The sequence below is a fragment of the Dactylosporangium sp. NPDC048998 genome, assembly GCF_043197855.1.
GTDB lineage: Bacteria > Actinomycetota > Actinomycetes > Mycobacteriales > Micromonosporaceae > Dactylosporangium.
On the sequence record NZ_JBICTV010000020.1, the window covers coordinates 55,432 to 77,642 of the forward strand.

Sequence of the window (22,211 nt, forward strand, 5' to 3'; positions counted from 1 at the left end):
TCAGGCCCAGTCGGGCTCGGCGTACGGATCCTCCTGCGGCAGGTCGCCGTTCATGAGGGCCATGAGCGCCTGGTCGAACGTGGCGCCCACGAACTTCTCCACCGCTCCGGCCAGGTGCACCGAGCCGTCCTCGGCGATGACCAGGATCGCGGAGCCGTCCTCGATGTAGCCGATTTGGAACACCCGCCGGCCCACGCTGCCGGCGACCTCCACGGCGGTGACGGCGCCCGTGGTGAGGGTGTGCCAGTCGCCGGGCCGCGGGAAGATCACGAAGGGCACCCGGGCCGACGTGACGCCGCCGCTGTTGTCGAGGGAGCGCAGGCCGCCGAACTCGTGGAAGACCTTGCGGGCCGCGTCGAACGGCTCGTACTCGAAGTAGCCGTGCTCCGGGAACCGGAACCGGCGCAGGTCGTGCACGCTCTGCTCGAGCCACGGGTCGATCTCGGCGGAGACGTCCCGGCCCGGCCGCCAGCCCAGGTCGAACAGCCGGCGCTGGAATTCCAGCGGGAAGCGCCCCGGGTCGGCCAGCAGCCCATGCTCGATCTTCCACCGGTCACGTAGCGCGATGTAGGTCGCGTCGGCCTTGTCCAGCGCCTGCCGGGCGGCCGCCACGACGGTCTCGTCCACGGGCTCCGGGCGGTATCCGCGGGCCGTGATGTGCGCCAGGAAGTCCGGCTCCGGGGGCACGAGGTGCCAGCGCAGGTAGAACGCCACCGAGCCGTCCCAGATCCACCGGCCGTCGGTGCGGAACACCCCCGGCACGGCGAGCCGGCGCGTCGGCTCCAGCAGGTCGGTGGAGCGGGTGCCGGTGTCCAGGATGACCGTGCCGGACTCGAGGAACTCGAGCACCTTGCGCCGCTGCGCATCGTCGGTGAGCCGGCCGCGGGCCGGGTCGAGACGCGGCTGGCAGTCCTCGCCCGGGGTCTGGAAGACCCGGGCCAGGCGGAAGCCGTCCATTTCGCCCGGTTCGGGGACCGGCGGCAGCCGGACCTGTCGCGGCGTGTCGGTGAGGTGCCAGTCGCCCGGCCGGCCGTACTCGTCCACCACGGGATCAGTCACCGTTACCCCCGTCCCCGCCTTGTCGTATGCGGCGTCACCCGACCTATAGCCTAATCGTGCCGTATTTGCGGTCGGCAATCCTTGTGGCTGTCGAATAGGCTCGATGGTGGACGGCTACGGCCGCTCGGCCGCGGGACACGGGGAGGTTGCGGTGGGTGACTCGGTACAGGTCGATCCGGTGGCCTTGTTCACATACGGCGGAACGCTGGCCACGAACGTGGGCCAGGCCGAGGGGCAGCTCTCCGACGCCTTCGTCGGCATCGGGCAGCACGCCCAGTCGGCGTTCGCGACGAAGCCGCCGGGAACGATCCCGTTCGCCGAGGGCCTGACGGCGGTCGCGTACAACAACCGCAACATGTCGGACTTCCAGGCGTTCCTCAAGGACGTCGGGATCGGACTGCAGGCCATCACCTCCGCGGCCACGTCGATGGCCGTGGTCTACGCGACCACGGACGAGGAGCAGGCCGACTCGGTCAACGCGGTGGACTTCGCGTTCGCGGGCGGCAGCGGCGCCCCGGCGGGCTTCCCCAAGGACGGCGTGTCGACCATGCACGACCAGCAGTTGGCCTACGACGACGCGGCCGGCCGCAACACCACCGCCGCGGCCGCCGCCGACAACCCGGACATGCTGCAGTATGCGACGAGCCAGCAGCCGGTGCCGGGCGGGTTCGTCTACACGTTCGCCGACGGCTCGCGGCTGCAGATCACCAACGCCACCGGCCAGTCGATGTACCGCAGCGACACGTCGAAGACCGTGTCCATCTACAAGCCGGGTTCGGACAAGCCCGCGATGATCGTCACCACCGGCGACTCGACGGACTACTCGGGCCAGCCGACGAAGAGCAAGACCACGCAGACGATGACGTCGGACGGCAAGTACATCACCAGCTCCGAGTCCACCACCACGCTCTCCGGCGGCACCGTGTCCGTCACGACCTCCACGACCGACACCAACGGTCAGACGCAGATCACCGAGACGAAGATCGATCCGCCCAAGAAGACCGCTCCGGACCCGTCGACCCTCGGCGAGATCGAGAAGCGTCAGCAGCAGTACCACACGCAGGGCAGCACCGAGGGCATGCAGTACGGGCGGAACTGATGTCGGGCCAGCACTCGTCGCAGGACGACTACGGATACCAGACCGACTACGCCGCGAAGGCGCGGGAGGTCGCCCTCTGGCACCACATGGGGGAGACGGGCAATCCGCTGTATTACAGCAACGAAGTGTCCAACGGTGGCCACTACACCGACGATCCGTCCAAGGACGACCACGAACGGGCCCTCCAGCGGCTGGCGACGGACGACATCGACCAGGTCTACCACCGCATCATGGCGCAGTCCGCCGAGGACGCCAGCGCGGCCGCGGCGAGCTGGGGCAAGATGCACAACGTCCTGATGGACATGTCGAAGGCGTTCTCGGACACCACCGACAAGCTGCGCAACGGCGATGGCTGGACCGCCTGGAAGTCCGACGCCGCGGACGCCTTCTACGCCAAGGGTCCGGGGGCGGCGATGAAGTCGCTCCGCGACTGGGCGGACGCCGCGGCGGCGAACCAGGAGGCGATGAACTTCCTCAGCGGCATCATCACCGACTACAAGGGCCGGATGCAGACCTTGTACAGCCAGTACCAGGCCGCGCTGGGCCTCGCTGACCAGGAGTGGAACAAGTTCTGGGACCAATATCACGACGGCAAGTCGATGCACACGGGAACGGCGCTGCAGGGCGAGAAGAGCTTCAACCGGGACATGTACATCGACCTGATGAAGATGGTCCGCGTCGGCGCGGTTCCGATGAAGTTCAACAACCAGATGGACGTGCTGTACACCCGGGTGGCTATAGCGACCCGCAACATCAACTGGTCGGCCCAGGCGTTCCAGCTCCAGTACCAGATGGCCCAGGAGTACCGTGGCCCCCTCGGCCAGATGTACACCGGGCGGGCGCAGCGCTACGAGGGTCCCACCGACGCCACGACGGTCGACCCCAACGTGGTGGCCAGGGTCCTCCAGTCCTACGTCCAGTCGAAGATGCCCCGCGTCGGCGTACCCAACATCCGCCCGAACACGGTGCCGACGTTCGTCGTGCCCGACCTCGGCCTGAACAACAAGCCCACGCCCGATCCGAACAACACCCCCGATCCGAACAACATCCCTGACCCCGGCAAGACGCCGGACCCGGGCACCCTGCCGGACCCGAACGGCCTGCCGAACCCGAGTGGCCTGCCGGACCCCAGCGCGCTGCCGGTCGGCCTGCCGGGCGTGCCGCCGTTGACCAATGCGGGTCCGCTGCCCACGACCGGCAACCTTCCCGGCGCTCTGCCCGGCACCTCCGGGCTGCAGAACGCCTTCGGCCTGCCCAACACGCAAGGCGCGACGAGCGGGCTCATCGCCCGCCCCAACGGCGTCAGCGGTCTCAGTGGCCTGGAGAATCCCCCGGCGATGCCCGGCACCGCCCGCACCGGCCCCGGGGGGCCGGCACTGCGCCGCGGCGTGCTCGGCAAGAACCGCGACGGCGTCAACGCCTCCTCGACGGATCCCAACGCCGGCCAGCTTTCGCCGCCGCACGGCACGGGCCGGCGCGAGGTCAACCGGGAGTCCAGCGCTCCACCGCAGGCCGCCCGGTTCGACGGCCTGACCGACGGCGCCGCGCCGCCGAGCACCACGCCGGTGCTGGGCCGGTCGCGGCCGACCGGCGGGACGAGCTTCACCCGCTATGGCCAGCCGGTCGGCGACCCCGGCATGCTTGCCGCCGACGCCGGGGCCGGGCCGTCGGTGCTGCGCGCTCCCGGCGGAGCGGGCGCGACGGACCGTGGAATGCCGGGCCTGCCGCCGGGCGCCGCGCCGTCCGACCGCCGGGCCACAAGGTCCTCCACACCCGGTTACTCGATGCCGGACCAGCCGGGCGACTGGATGACCGCCCCCGGCGCGGAGACGCCGGCCGCCGCGGCACCGGTGATCGACGGCAGCGCGCGGGCGGCGCGCCTGCACTCCCAGGGCCCGGTCGACCCGATGCTGCCGCCCAGGGCGGCCGGCGCGACCTCGCCCGTGCTCGGCCGGGCGGCCGGCGCGGACGCGTCGCGCCCCGCCGTGCGCCGGCGCGCCGAGCGCGGGTTGGACCCGCGGCACCTCACCAGCACCCACGCGCCCGCCGGCGAGCCGGAAGTCCAGGGCGTGGTCACCGACGAGCAGGCGTTCAGCGTCAGCACGCCGGGCGGGTCCGTGCTGGGCGCGGCGCCACGCCAGGAGCCGGAGCAGGAGCCGCAGCAGCGCATCCAGCGGCGGGTGGCGAACGAATGACCGGGCGTCGGTAGAGTGGCTGCGACCCCGACCGAACAGGTGGAACGATGGCCCAGGTCCTGACCGTCGCCCCGGGGCGCCCCGGCGCATACCCGACACTGCGTGACGCGCTGGAGGTGGCCGGCGACGACAGCGTCATCACCGTGGCCGCCGGTAGGTATGCCGAGGTGCTGCGCCTGGACGGGCGGCGGCTGACCATCGCCGCCGCCGAGCCGGGCGCGGTCACCATCGACGCGACCGCGACCGACCAGCCGGCGCTGCGCGCTCGCGGCGGGGAGATCACCCTGCGCGGGCTGACCCTGCACGCCGGTGACGCGCACGCGGTGGAGGTCGCCGGCGGCCGGCTGACCATCGAGAACTGCACCGTCCACGCGCGGTACGGTGCCGGCGTCGGCCTGTCGGACCGGGCCGTCGTGCAGGCGAGCGAGCTGGTGGTGGCGGGCGCGCAGTTCGGCGTGCTGGTCGAGGACTCCGGCGGGGTCATCGAGCGCAGCGAGATCAAGGACGTCACCGACGACGGCGTGATCGCCCGGCTGGGCGCCGACCCGGTCATCCGGGACACGACCATCAGCGGCTGCGGCTACCGGGGCATCTACGTCTACCAGGCGAGCAACCCCACCATCGAGCGGTGCGAGATCAGCCGTACCGGCGACGCCGGCATCTCGGTGGCGCACCACAGCTCGCCGACGATCCGGGAGTCGTGGATCCACGAGACGAGCGGGGTGGGCATCTTCGTCGGGCGCGGCTGCGGCGGCCTGGTCGAGGGCTGCGCCGTCGAGTCCACCGCGACCCCCGGCATCCAGATCGACGAGGGCGCCCATCCGACCGTAGTGGCCGCTACCGGGGGGCGGACCAGGCCCAGCGTCGGCCGCCAGCCGCTCGACCGGGCCATCCAGAAGGACCCGGACCGGGTCGAGAAGCTGCTCGCCGACCTCGACGGCATGATCGGCCTGGCCGCCGTCAAGGAAGAGGTCCGCACCCTGATCGACGAGATCCAGGTGAACGAGTGGCGGCGCGCGGCGGGGCTCTCCGTCGGCGCGGTCAGCCACCACCTGATCTTCACCGGCGCGCCCGGCACCGGCAAGACCACGGTTGCCCGCATCTACGGGGAGCTGCTCAAGGCGCTGGGGGTGCTGCCCAACGGCGACTTCCGCGAGGTGAGCCGGCGCGACCTGGTCGGTCAGTACATCGGCCACACGGCCGAGAAGACCAGCGAGGTCTTCACCAGCGCGCTGGGCGGCGTGCTGTTCATCGACGAGGCCTACACGCTCACCCGCTCGACCGGCGGCAGCGACTTCGGCCGGGAGGCGGTCGACACGCTGGTCAAGCTGATGGAGGACCACCGCGACGAGATCGCCGTGATCGTCGCCGGCTACACCAAGGACATGGCCGACTTCCTGGACGCCAACGCCGGTCTGGCCTCCCGCTTCGCCAAGACGATGGAGTTCGAGAACTACGACCCCGAGCAGCTGGTGCTCATCGTGCACCGCATCGCCGAGAACGACGACTACCTGCTCGGCGCGGGCCTGTCCGACGGGCTGCTCGAGTGGTTCCGGCAGATCGAGCGGGATCAGAACTTCGGCAACGCCCGGGAGGCGCGGCGGCTGCTGGAGGGCATGCGCAAGGCGCAGTCCACCCGGCTGCGGGCGCTCGGCCGGGTGCCGAGCCGGGACGACCTGCGGACCCTGATGCTCGACGACCTGCTCCACGCCACCCGGTGACCGTGACCGACCGGCTCAGGAGAACGCGCCTCTGCAGGCCTGCCGGACCTTGTCCTGGTAGTACTCGATCTTGGATCGGGCGTCGGGCGGGGTGGACGTGGCATCGTCCAGCGTCGCCAGCACCTCGCCGACCATCTTCGCACCGTCGTTCAGCGTCTGTTTGAGCTCGGGACTGATGTCCCGGTTGACCTGCGCCACGATGCTGGCGTGCCAGTCGGAGGCCTCCGACCGGGCGTCCACCATCGCCTGGTAGTGGTCGGTGCCGCCGGTCATCCGCGCCTTGGAGATGTCCGCGTCCAGCCGGCCGCCGGTTCTGGTGGCGTCGTTGAGCGCGATCGAGCACGCGTCCTGCTGGTCGGCCGGTCCGTCCTTCCCGCAGGCGGTCAGGCCGGCGAGCACACCGACGGCGGCGATCGTGGCGATCCACGCGCGCATGCGTCTCCTTCCGCGCGGGGCCATGCCCACCGCCCCGTATTCGATGCCCGAGTTCGATGCCGGGCAATGCAACAGGGTACCGCGGCGTCGGTACACCAATTGCCGCCGCGTGGAACGCCAAGAAGGACCTGCTCGCCACGAGGCACTGGCGGTGCGACGGGGCTTTCGGGCCGTGACTACACGCGGGCGGTGAGGCCACGGGAGTTACGGTCCGGACCACGACGGACATCGCGGTAGCTCGGAATTTCTCCCGGCTCCCGGTGCCCCGCCTCCCGGATCCGCCCCGAGGAGATCGCCGCGGTGTTCCTCGTCGGCGGCTCCAGTCGCATGTCGCTGGCCCACGCTGCTGCACCAGTCGCTGGGTGTCGCGCCGACGGTGATCGAACAGCCCGAGCTCATCGTGGCCGGTGGCACCCTGCACTTCCACCTCGACGCCGGCCGCCCCGGCCCTGACGGCCCGCAAATACAACGAAATCGCATCTTTCTCGCTTCACCGGCGCTACCATGCCATAACCTCCCCGATTGGGAGCGCTCCCACAGTGCGCCCGGTACCGAGGAGTCCCATGACACGCCCATTGCGCCTGCTGACGGCCGCCGGCCTGATGCTCGCCGCCTCGCTCACCGCCGTCACCGGCGGCACCGCGCTGGCGAACACCCAGATCTGCGACAAGTACGGTTCGACCACCATCGAGGACCGCTACGTCGTCATGAACAACCGCTGGGGCGCCGACACCGCCCAGTGCATCAACGTGACGAGCACCGGATTCGCGATCACCGCGGACCACCACAAGCCGACCAACGGCGCGCCCGCCGCGTACACCGCGGTGTACTTCGGCTGCCACTACGACAACTGCTCGCCCGGTACCAACCTGCCGATGCAGGTCCGCCGGATCGGGAAAGCGACCAGCAGCGCCAGCTTCGCGTACCCGGACAGCGGCATCTACAACGTTTCCTACGACGTCTGGCTGGACCCGGCACCAAACACGCACGGGACCAACCAGCAGGAGCTCATGATCTGGTTCGCCAAGCGCGGCCCGATCCACCCCGTCGGTTCCCGTGTCGCGTCCGTGACCATCGGTGGCCGTTCCTGGGACGTCTGGTCCGGCTACAACGGGTCGAGCGACGTCGTGTCGTACGTCGCCCAGTCGTCGATGACGAAGTGGAGCTTCGACGTCATGGACTTCGTCGACGACGTCAGGACACGGAGCAAGGTCACCGACGCGTGGTACCTGACCAGCGTCCAGGCCGGCTTCGAGCCCTGGGTCGGCGGCACGGGCCTGGCAGCCACGACGTTCAGCGCCGCCGTCACTGCGGGCGTGCGGACGCCGCACGGCTCGCCGTCGCCGTCGCGTTCGCATGCCCCATCGCGCTCCGCGGTGCCCGCACCCACCAGTGCCGCACCGTCCGCGAGCCCGAGTTCCGCCGAACCGGCTCCGGCAGCCAAGCCGACCTCCGACGATCGGCATTCCGGATCGGTCCTGTGGCCGGTGATCGGCGCGGTCGTCGTGGTGCTGCTCCTGGCCGGTGGCTGGCTGTGGACCCGGCGGCGACGCGGCCCCCAGCCGGGGTGATCCGTCCGTTCGGCAGGTCCGTCTTCCGGCCGGGCTACGACGGGACATCAGCCGTGCCACTGGCTCCAGAGGGCGGCGTACGGGCCGCGCCGGGCGATCAGGTCGTCGTGGGTACCCAATTCGATGATCCGGCCCGCGTGCATCACCGCGATCCGGTCCGCATCGTGGGCCGTCTGCAGGCGGTGGGCGATGGCGATCACTGTGCGGTTGTGCAGCACGGCGGCCAGCGCCCGTTCCGCCGCGCGGGCCGCCCGGGGGTCCAGCAGCGCGGTCGCCTCGTCCAGGATCACGGTGTGCGGGTCGGCCAGCAGCACCCGGGCCAGCGCCAGTTGCTGCGCCTGGGCGCCGGTCGGCGGGTGCTCGCCCAGGTCGGTGTCCAGATCGCGGGCCCAGTCCGCGCCGACCGTGCACAGTGCCTCGCGCATTCGGTCGTCCGGCGCCGCCACCATGAGGTTGTCCCGCAGCGTCTCGCGGAAGACGTGGTGCTCCTGTGTCACCAGTACCACCTGGCGGCGCAGCAGGTCCGGGGGCAGGTCGGCCACCGCGACGCCGCCCACGGTCACCGTGCCGGTGTGTGGACGGTGTACTCCGGCCAGCAACCGGCCCAGGGTGGACTTGCCGGCTCCGGAGAGGCCGACGATCGCCAGCCGTTCGCCGGGCTGGACGGTGAGATCCACGTCGTGCAGCACGTCCGGGCCGCCGGGGTACGCGTACCGGACCCCTGTCACCTCGATACGGTCGCCTGCCGGGACGGCCGCGGCCGTCGCCGGGGCGGGCGGCACGGCGGCCAGCCCCTCGACCCGGGCGAACGACGCGCTGCTGCTCTGTAACTGCTCCAGCCAGATCAGGATGCCGTCCATCGGCCCGATCAGCTGCCGCAGGTACAGGGTGGCCGCGGCGACCGTGCCCAGCGTGATCCGGCCGTCGAGGTACAGCAGGCCGCCGACCAGCAGCACGAGCACGACCGGGATGTTGTACGAGCCCTCGGCCACCGGAAAGTACACCGAGCGCAGCCGCAGGGTGGCCAGCCGGCTGCGCTTGGTCCGCGCGATCGCGGCCCGGCCGACGGCCAGCCGGGACCGGTGCAGGCGGAAGGCCTCGATGGTGCGCGCCCCGGTGGTGGTCGCGGCCAGTTCCTCGGCCAGGTCCGAGTTGGCCGCGCCCTCCTCCAGGTACGCGCTGCGGGCCCGGCGCAGGTACCAGCGGCCGACGACCACGATGCCGGACAGCCCGAGCAGCCCGGCCACGCCCAGCAGCGGGTCGAGCACGAGCACCGCACCGACCAGAAACAGCGCCTGCGTGCCGGCCACGAAGACGCCCGGCAGCACGTCGCGCAGCGTGCCGGCGACCGCGTCCACATCGGTCGTGCCGCGGGCGGCCAAGTCGCCCGGCGGCACCCGTTCGATCATCGAGGCGGGCAAGCTCAGCGCGCGGGACAGGAAGCCGGTCCGGATGCGGGCCGCGGTGCGCTCGCCAAGCCGGTACCCGAGCAGCAACGCCCACCGCGTGAGCAACGTCTGGGCCAGCGCGCACAGCAGCACGGCCGCGGCCAGCGGGTCGATCCGGGCGTCGGCGCCCCGCGATCCGGTGACCGCGTCGACGATCCGGCCCAGCAGGTACGGCGCGCCCAGAGCGGCCGCCGCGGCCAGCACGTTGAGCAGGAGGGTGGCGGCGACGGCCCCCTTGTCGGCAGCGATCAGCCGGCCCGCTGCCCGGACTATCCGACGGGTGTCCGCGATCGGCAGGATGTCGATACTCATCGCGCCTCATCGGCCGCGGTGAGGGCCTCGTCGTCCGCGCCGAACGTACGGCTGACCAGGTCGCGGTACCCGGGCTCGCGTTCCAGCAGCGCACGGTGCGTCCCGGACGCGGCCACCCGGCCGTCGACCAGGTAGAGCACGATGTCGGCCCGGTCCAGCAGCACAGGCGACGTGGTGGCCAGTAGTGTGCCGCGCCCGGCCCGGGCGGCGGTCAGCCGCTCGGCGATGGCCGCCTCGGTGTGCGCGTCCACCGCCGAGGTCGGCTCGGCCGCGAGCAGCATCTCCGGGTCGGCGAGCAGCGCCCGGGCGAGCCGGACCCGTTGCCGCTGGCCGCCGGAGAGGTTGCGGCCGTCGCGTTCGATGCGGTGGTCAAGCCCGGCGACGTCGGTCGCCACCGCGGCCGTGATCGCGCGCCGGATCGCGTCGTCGCCGGCCCTCGTGCCGCCCGCGACCACGTCACGCAGCGTCCCGGCGAACAGGTCGGCCTCGTGGTCCGCGACCAGAATCCGTTCGCGCACCGGCGGTTTGGCCACCTCGGCGATCCGGTAGGGGCCCCAGGTGGCGGCGGTTTCGCAGTACCGGCCGAGCCGGTCGATGATCGCGGCCGCGTCCTCGGGGCGGGCCGAGGCCAGCACGGTCAGCCGGCCCGGCTCGGCGACCACGCCGGACATCGGGTCGCGCAGGACCGCCGGGCCGCCCGGGGCCACGCCGTCGCCCGGTTCCTCGACCGGCAACCGCAGAAACGCGATGATCCGCCGGGCGGCGATCACCCCGCGGCTGACGTCTCCAGCGCTGAAGATCAGCATCCAGGTGGGCACGACCAGGATCGCCGCGTAGCCATACACCGCGACCAGTTCACCGACGGTGAGATCGCCGCGGACCGTCAGCCGCGCGGCCAGCCAGGTCACCCCGCCCAGGAAAACCACCGGCAGGCCGTCGCCCAGCGCGGTGATCCAGCTCAGCGCCCCGCCCATCCGGTAGCCCTCGGCCCGGACGGCGTCCGACTCAGCGGCGTAGCGGCGCAGGTGGATCTCTTTGCCGCCGAGACCGTTGAGGATGCGCAGACCGCCGAGCACATCGACCAGCCGGGCGGCCAGCCGGCCCTGCCGTTCCCGGTACTCGCCGCCGGCGGTGTTCAGCCGGTGCAGCAGTGGCCCGAGCACCACCCCGAGGACAGCCACGCCGCCCGCCACCACGAGCGCGATCATCCCGGACACCTGCACCAGCAGGGTGATGACCACCGCGTACGCGACGATCGCACCTACTCCCGGCCCGGTCACGGTCAGTGCCCGCGCGACCAGCCACACGTCCCCGATACCGATGGTGACCACCTCACCCGCGGTGATCCGGCGGGGGAGCGCGGCACCCAACTCGACCGCATGGGTCATGACCGCGTCAGCCGTGCGCAATGCGCCGTCCAGCCGGATCTTGGTCATGGTCCGGTGCCGGAGGATGCCGAGCACCGCGTTGGCCACGCCCACCACAAAGATGGCGCCGGCCCAGGCGACCAGAGGCCCGACCTGCCGCGGGCGCAGGCCGCGGTCGATGGCCTGGGAGATCAGGTACGGCGTGACAGCCAGGCTGAGCATCCAGAGCGAACTCCACAGCCCACCGAGGACGATCCGTCGTTTCTGCCGCCACGCCAGCCACCCCAGGTATCGTCCTGGCCCCCGTGTTCGCATGCACTCATCATGTCCGATGAGCGTGCCGGCCCGAACTGCTTATTCGGCGTCGGCCGGGCGCGGCGGGAGTGGCCGCGTCGTGCGCGGGGGCTTTCGCGGGGCCGCGTGGCGGGGGGCTGCCCGCTGAGCACCGCGGCCGGGGAGCTCGAAAAGCCAGGTCGCCCGGACCCGGCGCAGCCCGGTCTCGAGCACCAGGCAGGCGACGACCACCAGGGTCGTCAGGACGGCCGGCTCGACGATCGCAAACAGCAACTGCCACCGTACGTCCACAGTCGACAGTGGATCGGCGAGCAACCAGTCCAGCACCGCGAGGATCGGCATGTGGATGACATAGATCGACAGGGTGCGCCGGCCGAGCGCGGCCAGTCCGTTTCCCAGCGCCGGCCAGCGCGCGACCTGCCCGGCGGCGGTCACCCCGAACACCACCGCGACGATGCTGACCAGCGGCCAGACGAGCGGCAATTTCTGTGACGCGGTGACCCGCACGGCGAGCAGGGCGACGGCGAAGGCGGCTCCGGTCAGGGCGAGGCGCCGCGAGTTGGAGCCCCTCGCGAGCCGTTCGACGAACGGTCGGAAGTACAGCCCGGCGAGGAAGAAGAACAGGTTTTGGTACATCGCGCTGCGGTTGCCCGGGGCCGCGACGAGGCCCGCGGCCGCGGCGGCAGAGAGCGCGAACGCGCCGCCGAGCACCACCGCGGGGGGCACCCGGCGGACCAGCTTGGCGATCGTGAAGTAGAGCGCGAGTGCGTAGAGGTACCAGAGGTTCGGCGGGCTGATGGTGATTTCTTCGAGCAGCTCGAGCGGGCTGCGGGCGCGGGTGGTGTTGAAGCCGGGGGTGAGCGAGAGCACCGCGGTGTGGATGAGCACCCACAGGAGGAACAGATAGTAGAAGCGGGCCACGTTCGACCGCCGTACGACCGACCACGGCCGGTTGACCGCGTTCACCGCGAAGAGGCCGGAGATCGTGAAGAACAGCGGCATCCGCAGGGGGACCAGCAACTCGACGAGCGTCCGCCACACGTCCGGGATCGGTAGCGAGACGTCCCAGGTGATCTCGATGTAGTGCTTCTTGACGATGTGCCAGAGCACGACCATCAAGATGCAGGCCCCCTTCGCCGCGTCGGCCCAGGTCTCGCGCGGCGCGCGGGCGGAGTTTCCGGCGGAGTGCCCAGCGGCCGCGCCTGGCTCGGTGACGGTCGGCGTGCCACCCCCGGTGTGCTCTGCAGAAGTGGTCATCGCCCGGCTCGTACCTTTCTGAAAGAGTCTCCTACCCACGACGTCGAGGACGTTACACAGCGGCGAGGGCGGCTCAGCGGGTGCCCGCGGGCTCCGGCCGGGCGCTGCGCAGGATCGCGGCGAGCCAGTGCAGCTGCCGCCGGACCTGGTACGCGTCGCCGCCCTCGTGGTGGTTGAACGGGTACACGTGGATCGTGTTCTGCTCCGGCGCCGCCCCGCCGCGCGCCTGCCCGTACTGGTTGTACGCGGCGAAGATGGTGCTCGGCGGGCAGACGGTGTCACGCAGGCCGACACCGAAGTGTGCGGGCGCGGTGGCCCGGCGGGCGAAGCTCACGCCGTCCACATAGGACAGTGTGCGGCGCACTGCCGCCTCTTGCTCCCGGTTGACGGCCAGGTAGTTGACGATCTCGCCGTACGGCGGCGCATCGGTGATGTCGATGGCGCGCTGGACGTGGCACAGCAGCGGCGCGGTGGCGATGAGCGCGGCGAGGCCGGGAACGAGTCCGGCGACGGCGAGCGCGAGCGCGCCGCCCTGGCTGTTGCCGGCGGCGACCACCCGCGCCGGGTCGACCCCGGCAAGCCCGCGCACCGCGTCGACCGCGGCGACCGCGTCGGTGATGAGCCGCCGGTAGTAGTAGTCGTGCGGGCTCGTGATGCCCCAGGTGATCGGCCACGGGCCGCCGCGGGTGCCGCCGTGCGGGTCCGGGGTGTCGCCGCCGCTGCCGTACTGGCTGCCCTGGCCCCGGGAGTCCATGAGCAGGTGGGCGTAGCCGGCCACCGGCCAGGTGAGGCGCTCGTGCGGCAGGCCGCGGCCGCGGCCGTAGCCGACGTACTCGACCACGGCGGGCAGCGGCGAGTCCACCCCGGCCGGGCGGGTGTACCAGGCGCGCACCGGCTCGCCGTCGAAGCCGGCGAAGGTGACGTCCCAGGTGTCGACCAGCCGCAGGCCGGTCGGCTCGGGCCGGACGTCGAGCAGCACCGGCGCGGTGGCTTCGCGGTGCAGCGTGGCCGCCCAGAACTCGTCGAAGTCGGCGGGCTCGCTGACCGCCGGGGCGTACCGGCGGAGTTCGTCGAGCGGCAGGTCGAACAGTGCCATGGATCCTCAAACCCGGTCGATAGCCGGTCAGGAGCTGACCGGCGGTGCGGTGCTCTCCCGCACGATCAGTTCGGTGACAAGGTCGATGCGGCTGGTGGTGATGGGTACGCCGCGGGCCAGGTCGAGCAGGATGCGGGCGGCGGTGCCGGCCATGTCGCGCAGCGGCTGGTTGATGGTGGTCAATGCCGGGTCGGTCCAGGCCGCCATGGGCAGGTTGTCGTAGCCGATCAGGGAGAGGTCGTCGGGGATGCGCAGGCCGAGACGGCGGGCCGCGCGCAGCACGCCGACCGCCTGCATGTCGGCGCCGGCGAAGATGGCGGTGGGGCGGACCGGCCGGCTGAGCAGGTCCATGCCGTGCCGGTACCCGCTTTCGACCGAGAAGTTGCCGTAGCGCACCAGCTCCCCATCGACCGCGATGCCGGCCTCCTCGTGGGCGAACCGGAATCCGGCGACCCGCTCCCGGCTGCACAGCACGTCCTCTTGGCCGGAAATCATCGCGAGCCGCCGGTGTCCCAGCTCCAGCAGGTGGCGGGTGGCCTGCAGGCCGCCGTTGAAGTTGCTGGAGCCGACGGTGGGCACCGATGCCGATGTGGCGCTGTCGGTGTCGATGACCACGAACGGGATCCGCTGGCGCAGCAGCTGCTGCTGCTGTGCCTGGGTCGGGCTGGAGACGACGAAGAGGACACCGAGGGGTCGGCGGTGCAGGAGCGCGTCGAGCCACTGCTGCTGGGGATGATGCCGGCCGCCGAGCTGCGAGAGCACCACGGCATGGCCGGAGACGGCGCAGACCGCCTCGACGCCCTGGATGATCTCCATGGCCCACTCCGAGTCGAACTCGTGGAAGACCAGGTCGATCTGGCCGGCGCTGGCGGTCGCCTGCCGGGGCACCCGGCGGCGGTAGCTGTGCCTTTCGAGGCTGGCCTCGACCCGTGCGCGGGTCTCTGGCGCGACGTCGGCGCGTCCGTTGAGGACCTTGCTGACGGTGGCCACCGAGACTCCGACCTCGTTAGCGATGGTCGCGATGGTGGTGGAGCCGGGTCTGTCGGTGGTCATCGAAATCCCGTAGGCGTTGTCCCTTAACTTTCGACGGACTGTAGCACCGGCGGCCGATGGCGGTGATCCTTTCTTCGGCGCTCGCGTCGCGGCCGTTCCGGTGTCCGTGCTGGCACGAAGGGCTGAGCGCAGTCCCGGCGTCCCCCTTGACACCCACACATGGATGAACCTAGATTTTCGGCCACGTAACACCAAATTTCCGAAAGTTTCGATGATCGGAGCCCTGGGCGGTCGGCCCGCAGCCACCGCCGGCGAGCCCATCAGGTCAGCGGAAGGACGGCATGAGCAGCCAGGTGTCGGTGGAGAGGGAACCAGCGCCGGGCGAAATCCCGCCGTGGCGCGATCCGGCGCGCTCCTGCGTCGAGCGGGCCGAGGCGCTCATTGCGCTGATGGCGCTGGAGGAGAAGATCGCCCAGCTGGTCGGGGTCTGGGTCGGCGCCGACGCCACCGGCGTGGCGGTCGCCCCCCACCAGGCCGACATGGGTGGCGGCGTCCACTGGCCGGAGGTCATCCGACACGGTCTGGGCCAGCTCACCCGGCCCTTCGGCACCGCCCCGGTCGAGCCGGCGACCGGTGCGAAGGCCCTCGCCGCCGCCCAGGCCGAGATCGCGGCGAACAACCGGTTCGGGATCCCGGCCCAGGTGCACGAGGAGTGCCTGACCGGCTTCGCCGCCTGGGGCGCGACCGTCTACCCCACTCCGTTGAGCTGGGGCGCCGCCTTCGACCCGGAACTGGTCGAGCAGATGGCCGGCCGGATCGGTGCCGGCATGCGCGCCGCCGGCGGGATACCCAGCACCTACCTGGCCCCGCCGCTGGGCCGGCGCTCGGAGGTCTCCGCCGTCGACCCCACCGCGGCGTACCCCTTCGGGCACGGCCTCGGCTACACCGAATTCGACTGGACCGACGCCACCGTGCCCGGCCCGGACGGGCAGCCGGCGGCATCGGACGGCCCGGTCGACTGGCCGGTCGACGCCGAGGTCAGCGTCGCCGTCCAGGTCCGCAACCTCGGCACCCGCGCCGGCACCGAGGTGGTCCAGCTCTACCTGCACGACCCGGTGGCGCAGACGACGCGGCCGGTGGTCCGCCTGGTCGGCTACGCCCGTGTCCCGCTGGCCGCCGGCGAGCAGGCACGCGTGACGTTCGCGGTCCCGGCCGACGTCACGTCGTTCACCGGGGTGCACGGGCGCCGCATCGTCGAGCCCGGCGCCGTGGAGTTGCGCTTCGGCCGCTCCAGCGCGCGGTTCGAGGCGACCGTGCCGCTGCGCCTCGTCGGAGACGTCCGCGAGGTGGGCCACCAGCGACGGCTGGTGTCGCTCGCCGCTGTCGAGCCGACGTCCCCGCCCGCCCCCCTGGAGGCTCACCGGTGAGCACACCCACCACCCTCGGCGCCCCACCGGGCGCGCGCGGCGCGCCGGAGCCCGGGCCCGTACGTGGACGGCGACGCACCTGGCGGCAGTCACTGCGCCGGGACTGGCAGCTGTATTCGCTGGCTGTGCTGCCGCTGCTGTTCTTCGTGATCTTCCGGTACCTGCCGATGATCGGCAACGTCATCGCGTTCCGCAAGTACCAGCCCGGCGGCAGCATCTTCGGCTCCCAGTGGCGCGGCCTGCACTACTTCGAGATGTTCCTCGACGACCCCTCGTTCTGGCACGTCTTCGCCAACACGATCATCCTCGGCCTGCTGACCCTGCTGTTCTGCTTCCCGTTGCCGATCGTGCTGGCGCTGCTGCTCAACGAGCTGCGCAGCCGCTTCCTCAAGCGGTTCGTGCAGACCATCTCGTACCTGCCGCACTTCCTGTCGATCGTCGTGGTGGCCGCGCTCGTCTACGAGACGGTCTCGATGGACGGCGTGGTGAACCAGGCGCTCAAGGCGGTCGGGCACGAGCGGATCGCGTTCATCCAGGAGCCCGGCTGGTTCCGCACGATCTACATCTCCTCCGAGATGTGGCAGACGGTCGGCTGGGGCACCATCCTCTACTTCGCCGCGCTGACCACCATCGACCAGGACCTGTACGAGGCGGCCCGGATCGACGGGGCGAACCGGTGGCAGCAGACCTGGCACGTCACGCTGCCCGGGATCCGGCCGACCATGGTCACCCTGCTGATCCTCAACATCGGCACCTTCCTGGCGGTCGGGTTCGAGAAGGTGCTGCTGCTCTACAACCCGCTGACCTATCCGACCGCCGACGTCATCCCCACCTACCTGTACCGGGTCGGCGTCGTCGGCGGCAGCTTCAGCTACGCCGCGGCGATCGGGCTGTTCGAGTCGGTCATCGGCCTGGCGCTGGTGCTGTCGGCGAACTTCATCTCGCGTCGAGCGGTAGGGACGAGCCTGTGGTGACCGAAGTAGCGGCCAAGCCGGTGCTGGCCCCACGCCGGCGCAAGGGACAGCGCCCCAGTCGCGGGTATCGGGTGTTCCAGGCGGTCAACGCGGTCATCCTGACCGGTGTCGTGGTGCTGACCCTGTTCCCCTTCTTCAACATCGTGTCCATCTCGTTCAGCGACGAGCACCACATCCGGACCGGACAGGTCTCCTTCTGGCCGCGCGGGTTCAACCTCACCACCTACAAGCGGGTGATGTCGGACGCGATGTTCTGGACCAACTACCGCAACACCGTGATCTACACCGTGGTCGCCACGCTCATCTCGATCGTGCTGACCACCTGCTACGCCTACGTGCTGTCGAAGAAGCACCTGCGCGGCCGGGGGCTCCTCGTCGGGATCGCCGTGTTCACCATGTTCTTCAACGGCGGCCTGATCCCCAACTACGTGCTGATCAGCGGTCTGGGACTGCGCAACACGCTGTGGGCCATCGTGCTGCCCAACGCGATCAACGTCTTCAACCTGCTCGTGATGAAGGCGTTCTTCGAGAGCATGCCGGTGGAGCTGGAGGAGGCCGCCGCGGTCGACGGCCTGAACACCTACCAGACCCTGCTGCGCATCGTGTTGCCGCTGTCCAAGGCGGTCATCGCCACGATGCTGCTGTTCTACGCGGTCTCCTTCTGGAACTCGTGGTTCTCCGCCTTCCTCTACATGGACCGGCTGGATCTCTTCCCGGTGACCGTGTATCTGCGCAACCTCATGGCCGGTGCGACCGGCGGCTCCAACGAGGGCGAGGCCAGCGAAACCGCGCTGCAGATCGCCGCGAACATCAAGGCGGTGACCATCGTGCTCACTGTCCTGCCGATCATGTTCATCTATCCCTTCATCCAGCGGTACTTCGTCCGCGGCGTGATGCTCGGCGCGGTCAAGGGCTAGCCGCGCACCGCCACACCCCACGAGAAACACCCCCACGAAAAGAGGCAGTCCATGGCTCAACTCTCTCGGCGGCAGGTGCTCGCCGGCGCGTTCGGCTCGGTCGCCGCGATGGCGCTCGCCGCATGTGACAGCGGCGGCGACGACTCCGGCAAGAGCGACAACCTCTCCGCCAACCGTGTCGGCGCGATGGACAAGTACGCCATCGGCGACCAGTTCAAGGCCACCGAGGCCCTGAGCTTCCCGATCATGCTGCTGAGCAGCACGAGCTACCCGTACAAGAGCGACTGGCTGTTCTGGTCGGAGCTGACCAAGCGGACCAACGTCACGCTGCAGCCCACCGTGATCCCGGCCAGCGACTACAACCAGAAGCGCAGCGTCATGGTCAGCGGCGGCGACGCCCCGTTCATCATCCCGAAGACGTACCACCCGGACGAGGAGGCGTACATCGCCGGCGGCGCCATCCTCCCGGTGAGCGACTACATCGACCTGATGCCCAACTACAAGGACCAGATCACCAGGTGGAACATGAAGGCCGACCTGGACACCTACAAGGCGTCCGACGGCAAGTACTACCTGCTGCCCGGCCTGCACGAGGACGTCTGGCTGGACTATTCGCTGGCCGTGCGCACCGACGTGCTCCAGCAGCTGGGCCTGCAGACGCCCTCCACCTGGGACGACGTGGCCAACATGCTGCGGGCGATGAAGCAGCTCAACCCGGCCGACTACCCGATGTCGGACCGGTGGAGCCACAACCCGCCCGACGCCCCCGCCGGCAACCTGCTCGGCATCGTGAGCGCCGCCTACGGCACCCAGGCCGGCTGGGCCTACCAGAACCACACCTGGGACGAAAGCGCCGGCAAGTTCGTCCTCACCGGCACCATGGACCGGTACAAGCAGATGGTGCAGTTCCTCAACACGCTCGTCAGTGAGAAGCTGCTCGACCCGGAGAGCTTCACTCAGCAGGACGACCAGGCGCGGCAGAAGTTCGCCAACGGCAAGTCGCTGGTGATGAGCTGCAACGCGCAGACCCTGGTGAACGAGTGCCGCAAGGACATCGCGAAGCTCCCCGGTGCGACGGTGACCAAGATCCCGGTCCCGATGGGCCCGATGGGCGCCACCAAGCCGGGCGTGGTCCGGCTGGAGAACGGCGTCATGATCTCCAAGAAGGCCCGGGACAGCAAGAACTTCGTGGCCATGATGCAGTTCATCGACTGGCTGTACTACTCCGACGCCGGCAAGGTGTTCGCCAAGTGGGGCGTCGAGGGCACCACCTACACCGGGAAGGTCGACGACGGCAGCTTCAAGCTGGCTTCGGACGTCAACTGGGGCGGCCTCAACCCGTCGGGCACCAAGAGCCTCCAGGTGGAGTACGGCTTCTTCAACGGCGTGTTCGTCTACGGCGGCAGCACCAAGCTGCTCAACTCGCAGTTCCCGGCCGAGGAGCAGAAGTTCCAGGAGGTCATGAACGGGCGCAAGGCGCGGCCGGTGCCGCCGCCGGCCCCGCTCAACGCCGACGAGCGGGAGCAGGCCTCCCTCTGGGCGACCGCCATCAAGGACTACGTGACCCAGCAGACGGTGAAGTTCATCCTCGGCCAGCGGCCGCTGAGCGAGTGGGACACCTACGTCGGCGAGCTCAAGGCCAAGAACGCGCAGCAGTACATCGACCTGGTCAACAAGGCGTACGAGCGGGCCAAGAAGAACGGCTGAGCGTCGCGCGGTCCGGTCGTGTCACGAGGCACGGCCGGACCCGTACCGCACCGTGGGACCAGACCGAAGGACAGGCGGAGGAGCAGTGGCGATCGTCGTTCCCGACCGGCCTACCGGCCGGCTGGCCGAGGCTTGGCGGTACTGCGTCGGTACGGGCCGGTTCGAGCTGGCGCTGCGGCGCGACTACCAGGACTCACTGGCGCTCATCCAGCGGGACATCGGGTTCCGCCACATCCGCGGCCACGGGCTGCTCAGCGACGGCGTCGGCGTCTACCAGCCCTACGAGCACCGCGGCGCGCGGCACGTGCGATACGGGTTCAGCTACGTCGACCAGGTCGTCGACGCCTACCTCGAACTGGGCATCCGGCCCTTCGTGGAGCTGGGTTTCATGCCCTCCGCGCTGGCCTCCGGCGAGCAGACGGTGTTCTGGTGGCAGGGCAACGTCACCCCGCCGCGGTCCTGGACGCAGTGGGCGGAGCTGGTCCGGGCCACCGTCGGGCACCTGGTCGACAGGTACGGGCTGGACGAGGTGCGCACCTGGCCGATCGAGGTGTGGAACGAGCCCAACCTCAAGGAGTTCTGGCGTGACGCCGATCCCGAGGCGTACCACCGGCTCTACGAGGTCACCGCGCACGCGGTCAAAGATGTGGACGCCGCGTTGCGGGTGGGCGGGCCGGCGATCTCGCCCGGCGCGGACGAGTGGCTGGTGCGCTTCGCCGAGTTCGTCACCGACCGGTCGGTGCCCATCGACTTCGTCAGCCGGCACGCCTACACGTCCGGTCCCGCGCAGCACGTACCGTTCGGGGTGTACCAGACCCTGCAGCCGGCCGAGCACCTGCTGGAGCAGTTCGCCCAGCCACGCCGGCAGCTGGCCGGCACGGCGCTGGCCGGCCTGCCGGTGCACATCACCGAGTTCAACTCCTCGTACCGGCCGGACAACCCGATCCACGACACCGCCTTCCACGCCGCCTACCTGGCCCCGGTACTGGCCCGCGGCGGCGACCTGGTGGACTCCTTCTCCTACTGGACCTTCAGCGACATGTTCGAGGAGGCCGGGGTGCCGACGTCGCTGTTCCACGGCGGCTTCGGACTGCTCACCCACCGCCAGGTGAAGAAGCCGACCTACCACCTCTACGCCTTCCTCGCCCGGATGGGCGAGGAGATCCTGGCCCGCGGCGACGACCACCTGGTGACCCGGGACGCCGGCGGGCGGGCGACCGTGCTGGCCTGGGCGCCGGTCGACGTCACCCAGCCGTACCCGAGCGCCGCCTCCGGCGGCGCGCATCGCGTCCAGCTCTCGATCCCGGTCGGCACCGCGCGGAGCGCCTCGGCCGCGGTGGTCCGGTCCACCGTCAACGAGGAGGCCGGCAACGCCTGGACGGCGTGGGCAGAGCTGGGACGGCCGCGCTCGCCGCGCCCGGCGCAGCTGGACACGCTGCGTGAGCTGGCCGAGCCGGCACGCGGCCACCGGAGCCTGCCGATCGTGGACGGCCGGGTCGAACTGGACCTGACGCTGTCCCGGCATGAGGTGACCCTGGTCGAGATCACCGCCGTGGCCGACGAGACCCCGCCCTGGTGGGACGAGGCACGGTTGCTCGGCCATCCGTCCGGGGACGGAAGCGTCGGGGAGGACCAGCGGTGAGCGCGACGACCGGGACGGGACGGCAGTTCGGCGAAGGGCCGCTCTCCCGCGTGGCCTCGTTCGTCTACACCCTGCTCGTCGTGGAGCTGCTGCTGGTGGCCACCATGCTGCCGGGCCTCGCGGTGCTGATCGTCCTGGACCGCGACGCCAGCAATGTGCCGCTCGCCGCCGCCTGCGCGCTGCCCTTCGGCCCGGCGCTGTCGGCCGCGCTCTACGCGCTGCACCACCGCCGCCAGGACCTCACCGAGCTGGCGCCGGCGCCGGCGTTCTGGCGGGGGTACCGCGCCAACGCGGTCGGCGTGCTGAAGATCTGGGCGCCCTGGCTGGCCTTTGTGACCGTCGTCGGGGTGAACCTGACCCACCTGAGCGTCGCCGGGATCCCGCGCTGGTGGGCGGTGCTGCTCGTGGTGGTCGCCGTGGTGGCCACCCTGTGCGCGGTCAACGCGCTGGTGATCACCTCGCTGTTCACGTTCCGGGCCGTCGACGTGGCGCGGCTCGCCTGCTATTTCCTCGTCCGGACACCTTCGGTGGCCCTGGGCAACGCGGGCCTGCTGGCGGTGGCGGCCACCGTCACGGTGCTCAGCTCCGAGGCGGTGCTCGCGCTCGCGGGTTCGCTGCTCGCGCTGGCGTTGCTGCGGACCAGCCAGCCGATGACCACCCTGGTCCGGGAGCAGTTCACCGCGTAGGCGGCACCCGT

17 protein-coding genes are annotated in these 22,211 nt (G+C 70.8%); 10 read left to right on the top strand and 7 right to left on the bottom strand.

Annotated elements, in window-relative coordinates:
• Entirely contained in the window at nucleotides 1-1,059 is a 1,059-nt protein-coding gene (locus tag ACGFI8_RS32785; protein WP_392810691.1) for an SUKH-3 domain-containing protein, read from the bottom strand.
• A 151-nt stretch (nucleotides 1,060-1,210) separates the two neighbouring features.
• Between ACGFI8_RS32785 and ACGFI8_RS32790 the strand changes: the two genes are divergently transcribed.
• Genes ACGFI8_RS32790 through ACGFI8_RS32800 form a run of 3 tightly spaced genes read left to right on the top strand, consistent with a single transcriptional unit; the run spans nucleotide 1,211 to nucleotide 6,074 of the window.
• Nucleotides 1,211-2,158: a hypothetical protein gene (locus tag ACGFI8_RS32790; RefSeq protein WP_392810692.1), complete on the top strand. Its 948-nt coding sequence runs from the start codon at nucleotides 1,211-1,213 to the stop codon at nucleotides 2,156-2,158.
• Nucleotides 2,158-4,353 (top strand): hypothetical protein, encoded by a 2,196-nt coding sequence (locus ACGFI8_RS32795; RefSeq protein ID WP_392810693.1) that lies wholly within the window; start codon nucleotides 2,158-2,160, stop codon nucleotides 4,351-4,353. Before ACGFI8_RS32790 ends, ACGFI8_RS32795 begins: the two co-directional genes overlap by 1 nt.
• 47 nt (nucleotides 4,354-4,400) lie before the next feature.
• Nucleotides 4,401-6,074, top strand: coding sequence for a right-handed parallel beta-helix repeat-containing protein (locus ACGFI8_RS32800; RefSeq protein WP_392810694.1), 1,674 nt, complete (start codon nucleotides 4,401-4,403; stop codon nucleotides 6,072-6,074).
• 15 nt (nucleotides 6,075-6,089) lie between these two features.
• On the opposite strand, the gene ACGFI8_RS32805 is transcribed toward ACGFI8_RS32800, so the two are convergent.
• A complete protein-coding gene (locus tag ACGFI8_RS32805; RefSeq protein ID WP_392810695.1) occupies nucleotides 6,090-6,509 on the bottom strand; it encodes a hypothetical protein in 420 nt (139 codons plus the stop codon).
• Nucleotides 6,510-7,072: 563 nt separating this feature from the next.
• On the opposite strand from ACGFI8_RS32805, the gene ACGFI8_RS32810 reads away from it, so the two are divergent.
• The gene (locus ACGFI8_RS32810; protein WP_392810696.1) at nucleotides 7,073-8,080 is read left to right on the top strand and encodes a glycosyl hydrolase family 5; all 1,008 of its coding nucleotides are present in this window, start codon (nucleotides 7,073-7,075) and stop codon (nucleotides 8,078-8,080) included.
• A 47-nt stretch (nucleotides 8,081-8,127) separates the two neighbouring features.
• On the opposite strand, the gene ACGFI8_RS32815 is transcribed toward ACGFI8_RS32810, so the two are convergent.
• The 5 genes from ACGFI8_RS32815 to ACGFI8_RS32835 all read right to left on the bottom strand — a co-directional run bounded on the left by ACGFI8_RS32815 (nucleotide 8,128) and on the right by ACGFI8_RS32835 (nucleotide 14,907).
• On the bottom strand, nucleotides 8,128-9,840 hold the full coding sequence (locus ACGFI8_RS32815; RefSeq protein WP_392810697.1) for an ABC transporter ATP-binding protein: 1,713 nt from the start codon (nucleotides 9,838-9,840) through the stop codon (nucleotides 8,128-8,130).
• Nucleotides 9,837-11,429 (bottom strand): ABC transporter transmembrane domain-containing protein, encoded by a 1,593-nt coding sequence (locus ACGFI8_RS32820; protein ID WP_392810698.1) that lies wholly within the window; start codon nucleotides 11,427-11,429, stop codon nucleotides 9,837-9,839. The genes ACGFI8_RS32815 and ACGFI8_RS32820 overlap by 4 nt, the downstream gene beginning before the upstream one ends.
• A gap of 132 nt (nucleotides 11,430-11,561) precedes the next feature.
• Complete coding sequence (locus ACGFI8_RS32825; protein WP_392810699.1) at nucleotides 11,562-12,758, bottom strand: acyltransferase family protein; 1,197 nt, start codon at nucleotides 12,756-12,758, stop codon at nucleotides 11,562-11,564.
• 73 nt (nucleotides 12,759-12,831) lie between these two features.
• A complete protein-coding gene (locus ACGFI8_RS32830; RefSeq protein WP_392810700.1) occupies nucleotides 12,832-13,854 on the bottom strand; it encodes an acetylxylan esterase in 1,023 nt (340 codons plus the stop codon).
• Nucleotides 13,855-13,881: 27 nt separating this feature from the next.
• Nucleotides 13,882-14,907, bottom strand: a complete 1,026-nt coding sequence (locus tag ACGFI8_RS32835) for a LacI family DNA-binding transcriptional regulator (protein WP_392810701.1) — start codon at nucleotides 14,905-14,907, stop codon at nucleotides 13,882-13,884.
• A gap of 281 nt (nucleotides 14,908-15,188) precedes the next feature.
• On the opposite strand from ACGFI8_RS32835, the gene ACGFI8_RS32840 reads away from it, so the two are divergent.
• The 6 genes from ACGFI8_RS32840 to ACGFI8_RS32865 all read left to right on the top strand — a co-directional run bounded on the left by ACGFI8_RS32840 (nucleotide 15,189) and on the right by ACGFI8_RS32865 (nucleotide 22,200).
• On the top strand, nucleotides 15,189-16,274 hold the full coding sequence (locus tag ACGFI8_RS32840) for a fibronectin type III-like domain-contianing protein (RefSeq protein WP_392810702.1): 1,086 nt from the start codon (nucleotides 15,189-15,191) through the stop codon (nucleotides 16,272-16,274).
• Nucleotides 16,271-17,248, top strand: a complete 978-nt coding sequence (locus tag ACGFI8_RS32845) for an ABC transporter permease (protein WP_392810703.1) — start codon at nucleotides 16,271-16,273, stop codon at nucleotides 17,246-17,248. The genes ACGFI8_RS32840 and ACGFI8_RS32845 overlap by 4 nt, the downstream gene beginning before the upstream one ends.
• The gene (locus ACGFI8_RS32850; protein WP_392810704.1) at nucleotides 17,245-18,165 is read left to right on the top strand and encodes a carbohydrate ABC transporter permease; all 921 of its coding nucleotides are present in this window, start codon (nucleotides 17,245-17,247) and stop codon (nucleotides 18,163-18,165) included. Before ACGFI8_RS32845 ends, ACGFI8_RS32850 begins: the two co-directional genes overlap by 4 nt.
• Before the next feature lie 51 nt (nucleotides 18,166-18,216).
• The gene (locus ACGFI8_RS32855) at nucleotides 18,217-19,872 is read left to right on the top strand and encodes an extracellular solute-binding protein (protein WP_392810706.1); all 1,656 of its coding nucleotides are present in this window, start codon (nucleotides 18,217-18,219) and stop codon (nucleotides 19,870-19,872) included.
• A gap of 85 nt (nucleotides 19,873-19,957) precedes the next feature.
• Entirely contained in the window at nucleotides 19,958-21,514 is a 1,557-nt protein-coding gene (locus ACGFI8_RS32860; protein ID WP_392810707.1) for a glycosyl hydrolase, read from the top strand.
• Entirely contained in the window at nucleotides 21,511-22,200 is a 690-nt protein-coding gene (locus tag ACGFI8_RS32865; protein ID WP_392810708.1) for a hypothetical protein, read from the top strand. The genes ACGFI8_RS32860 and ACGFI8_RS32865 overlap by 4 nt, the downstream gene beginning before the upstream one ends.
• Nucleotides 22,201-22,211: the final 11 nt, after the last annotated feature.

What these genes read in the sequence shown, in the direction of transcription:
- ACGFI8_RS32810 (WP_392810696.1), top strand. Translation starts at nt 7,073, where the DNA reads ATGACACGCCCATTGCGCCTGCTGACGGCCGCCGGCCTGATGCTCGCC.
- ACGFI8_RS32840 (WP_392810702.1), top strand. Translation starts at nt 15,189, where the DNA reads ATGAGCAGCCAGGTGTCGGTGGAGAGGGAACCAGCGCCGGGCGAAATC.
- ACGFI8_RS32835 (WP_392810701.1), bottom strand. Translation starts at nt 14,907, where the DNA reads ATGACCACCGACAGACCCGGCTCCACCACCATCGCGACCATCGCTAAC.
- ACGFI8_RS32820 (WP_392810698.1), bottom strand. Translation starts at nt 11,429, where the DNA reads ATGCTCAGCCTGGCTGTCACGCCGTACCTGATCTCCCAGGCCATCGAC.
- ACGFI8_RS32815 (WP_392810697.1), bottom strand. Translation starts at nt 9,840, where the DNA reads ATGAGTATCGACATCCTGCCGATCGCGGACACCCGTCGGATAGTCCGG.
- ACGFI8_RS32800 (WP_392810694.1), top strand. Translation starts at nt 4,401, where the DNA reads ATGGCCCAGGTCCTGACCGTCGCCCCGGGGCGCCCCGGCGCATACCCG.
- ACGFI8_RS32855 (WP_392810706.1), top strand. Translation starts at nt 18,217, where the DNA reads ATGGCTCAACTCTCTCGGCGGCAGGTGCTCGCCGGCGCGTTCGGCTCG.
- ACGFI8_RS32825 (WP_392810699.1), bottom strand. Translation starts at nt 12,758, where the DNA reads ATGACCACTTCTGCAGAGCACACCGGGGGTGGCACGCCGACCGTCACC.
- ACGFI8_RS32805 (WP_392810695.1), bottom strand. Translation starts at nt 6,509, where the DNA reads ATGCGCGCGTGGATCGCCACGATCGCCGCCGTCGGTGTGCTCGCCGGC.
- ACGFI8_RS32830 (WP_392810700.1), bottom strand. Translation starts at nt 13,854, where the DNA reads ATGGCACTGTTCGACCTGCCGCTCGACGAACTCCGCCGGTACGCCCCG.
- ACGFI8_RS32795 (WP_392810693.1), top strand. Translation starts at nt 2,158, where the DNA reads ATGTCGGGCCAGCACTCGTCGCAGGACGACTACGGATACCAGACCGAC.